Origin of the sequence: Micromonospora sp. D75, from assembly GCF_018070405.1 — a bacterium.
GTDB lineage: Bacteria > Actinomycetota > Actinomycetes > Mycobacteriales > Micromonosporaceae > Micromonospora > Micromonospora chalcea.
The window spans coordinates 1-2,871 of the sequence record NZ_JAGPXV010000704.1 but is presented as its reverse complement, the minus strand read 5'-3'; the positions used below and the strand labels follow the sequence as shown (position 1 = coordinate 2,871).

The window sequence follows — 2,871 nt, the reverse complement described above, 5'->3', positions numbered from 1 at the left end:
CGGCGCGTCCACCAGGTGCCGCAGCGCCCGCAGCCCGGCCGGGCCGAGCCGCACCGTGACCCGCTCCCGCAGCAGCTCACGCAGGAACGCGCCGGCCTGTTCCCGCCAGTACGCCCCGAGGTCGAAGTCCTCGTCCCGGTCGAAGCCGTCGGCGCTCACCTCGGCCGAGACAACCCGGTCCACCCGGTACGTCCGCCAGCCGTCACCGACCCGGCCGACCAGGTACCAGACCCCGTTCTTCAGCACCAGCCCGTACGGCGCCAGCGTGCGGGTCACCTCCCGGTCCCCGCGCCGGTAGCGCAGCTCCACCATCAGGTCCCGCCAGACCGCCCGGGCCAGCTCGGCGAGGGCGGGCGGCGGCGCGGTCTCCCGGAACCAGCCGGGGACGTCCAGGTGGAACCGCTGCCCGGTACGCGCGGGCGCGTCCCGCAGGCTCGGCGGCAGCGCGGCGAGCACCTTCAGCTCGGCGGCGGCCACCGAGTCGGCCAGTCCCATGTCCCCTGCCGGTCCGGGCAGCCCGGCCAGGAACAGCGCCTCGGCCTCGTCCCGGCTCAACCCGGTCAGCCGGGTCCGGTAGCCGCCCAGCAGCCGGTAGCCGCCGGCCCGGCCCCGGTCCGCGTACACCGGGACACCGGCGGCGGAGAGCGCCAGCACGTCCCGGTAGACGGTCCGCTCGGACACCTCCAGCTCGTGGGCCAGCTCGGCAGCGGTCATCGTCTCCCGCGACTGGAGCAGCAGCACAAGCGAGATCAGCCGGGACGCACGCACCGGCCCATTGTGGTGCACCGGCAGATTAGGCTGTGCCGTCGTGAACGCCTCCCGTACGATCGCGCCGGTCACTGGCGCGGCCACCCGCTTCCTCGGCGGCGCCGGGCTGCTGCTGCGCGGCTTCGGCATGTACGTCCGCAGCCCGAAGCTGATGCTGCTCGGCGTGATCCCGGCGCTGATCACCGGCGCGCTCTACGTGGCGTTGTTCGCCACGCTGCTCTACTTCGTCGGCGACCTGGCGGGCTGGCTCACCCCGTTCGCCGACGACTGGTCGTCGCCCTGGCGCAATCTGCTGCGGGTCGCCGCCGGGCTGGCGGTGGTCGGCGTCGCCGGGCTGGTCGGGGTGCTCACGTTCACCGCCGTCACGCTCGTCATCGGCGACCCGTTCTACGAGGCGATCTCGGAGCGGGTCGAGGACCGGCTCGGCGGCACCCCCGGCGCCGTGGACGTGCCGTTCTGGTCCTCGCTGCGACGCAGCCTCGCCGACTCGTTGCGCCTGGTGGCGCTGTCCGCGCTGATCGGCGTACCCCTGTTCGCGGCCGGTTTCATCCCGGTGGTGGGACAGACGGTGGTCCCGGTGGTCGGTGCCCTGGTGGGTGGCTGGTTCCTGGCGCTGGAGCTGGTCGGCGCGCCGTTCTACCGGCGCGGGATGCGGCTGCCGGACCGGCGGGCGCGGCTGCGGGCCGACCGCCCGACGGCGCTCGGCTTCGGGGTGGCGGTCTTCCTGTGCTTCCTGATCCCGCTCGGCGCGGTGCTGGTCATGCCGGCCGCCGTGGCCGGGGCCGCACTGCTGGCCCGCCGCTCGCTGGGCCAGCCGATCGAGGAGAGCTGAGATGGACACCGTCCTGATCGAGGGGGACATCACCGCGCAGCAGGTCGACGCGATAGTCAACGCCGCCAACTCGTCGCTGCTCGGCGGCGGGGGCGTGGACGGCGCCATCCACCGGCGCGGCGGCCCGGCGATCCTGGAGGAGTGCCGGGCGCTGCGCGCCTCCCGCTACGGGCGCGGGCTGCCCACCGGCCAGGCCGTCGCCACCACCGCCGGCAACCTGCCCGCACGCTGGGTGGTGCACACGGTCGGGCCGGTCTTCTCGCCGGGCGAGGACCGTTCGGCGCTGCTGCGCGACTGCTACGCCAACAGTCTGCGGGTCGCTGACGGGCTGGGCGCGACCCGGGTGGCGTTCCCGCTGATCTCCGCCGGGATCTACGGCTGGCCGGTCGACGACGCGGTGGCGCAGGCGCTCACCGTGCTGCACGCGGCCACCCCGGTGCACGTCACCGAGGCGCGGCTGGTGCTGTTCGGCGCCGATACGTACGCCACAGCGGTGCGGGTCGCCGCCGGGCTCAGCTGAGCGCGCGCCGGCACGACCACTGGCTGTCCACCGGCCGGTAGCCGAGCCGTTCGTTCACCGCCAGCATCGGCGCGTTCGCCTCGTCGTTTGAGGTGTACGCGGTCCGTACCCCGCGAGCGGCGGCGGCGTGCAGCGCGGCCTGCTTGGTCAGCCGGGCCAAGCCCTGGCCCCGGTAGGCGGGCAGCGTGCCGGTGAAGTCCGACCACATCCGGTCGCCGTCCCGCTTGACCAGGCTCAGCGCGACCAGTTCCCCGTTCACCTCGGCGAGCGTGCTGGCCGCCCGGTCCAGCCCGGGGTTGTCCCAGCACTCGTGGCGCCACAGGTCGAAGCCGAGCGAGTCCGTCGGCACGTCCCCCGGCTCGTCCCGGGACGCCTCGGCGTCGACCCGGTGGACCAGTCGCGGGTCGAGCCCGGCGGCGGACACCAGCCGTACGCCCGGCGGCGCCTGCGGCATCGGCGGGGGCGTGCTCAGGTCCAGTGCCGAGTAACGCACCTCCCGGCTGGGCGTGAAGCCGTGCCGCTGCGCGAACGGCAGCGACTCGGTATGCGCGTAGGTGAGCACCTCGGTGGACCCGAGCGTCCGCAGGTGACCGAGCGCGGTGTCGAACAGCGCCGCGCCGGTGCCGTGGCGGCGATGCGCCGGGTGTACGTGCAGCAGGGAGATCATCCCCACGCCGGGCGTCGAGGTCTGCGTGTTGCGGTACGCCGACGCCCAGCCGACGACCTCGCCGTCCGCCTCGGCGACCCAGGC

The 2,871-nt window shown here is 74.6% G+C and carries 4 protein-coding genes; 2 read left to right on the top strand and 2 right to left on the bottom strand.

Annotated elements, in window-relative coordinates:
* Positions 1 to 768, bottom strand: a 768-nt coding sequence (locus KBX39_RS27900; protein ID WP_210873366.1) for a YafY family protein, incomplete at its 3' end; no start/stop codon positions are given.
* 40 nt (positions 769 to 808) lie between these two features.
* Between KBX39_RS27900 and KBX39_RS27895 the strand changes: the two genes are divergently transcribed.
* Together KBX39_RS27895 and KBX39_RS27890 are read left to right on the top strand one after the other, a co-directional pair.
* A complete protein-coding gene (locus KBX39_RS27895; protein ID WP_043328041.1) occupies positions 809 to 1,600 on the top strand; it encodes an EI24 domain-containing protein in 792 nt (263 codons plus the stop codon).
* Between the two features lies 1 nt (position 1,601).
* Entirely contained in the window at positions 1,602 to 2,120 is a 519-nt protein-coding gene (locus KBX39_RS27890) for an O-acetyl-ADP-ribose deacetylase (RefSeq protein ID WP_174536381.1), read from the top strand.
* Here the strand turns inward: KBX39_RS27890 and KBX39_RS27885 are convergent.
* On the bottom strand, positions 2,113 to 2,871 hold a 759-nt coding region (locus KBX39_RS27885), incomplete at its 5' end, for a GNAT family N-acetyltransferase (protein WP_210873364.1). The genes KBX39_RS27890 and KBX39_RS27885 overlap by 8 nt on opposite strands.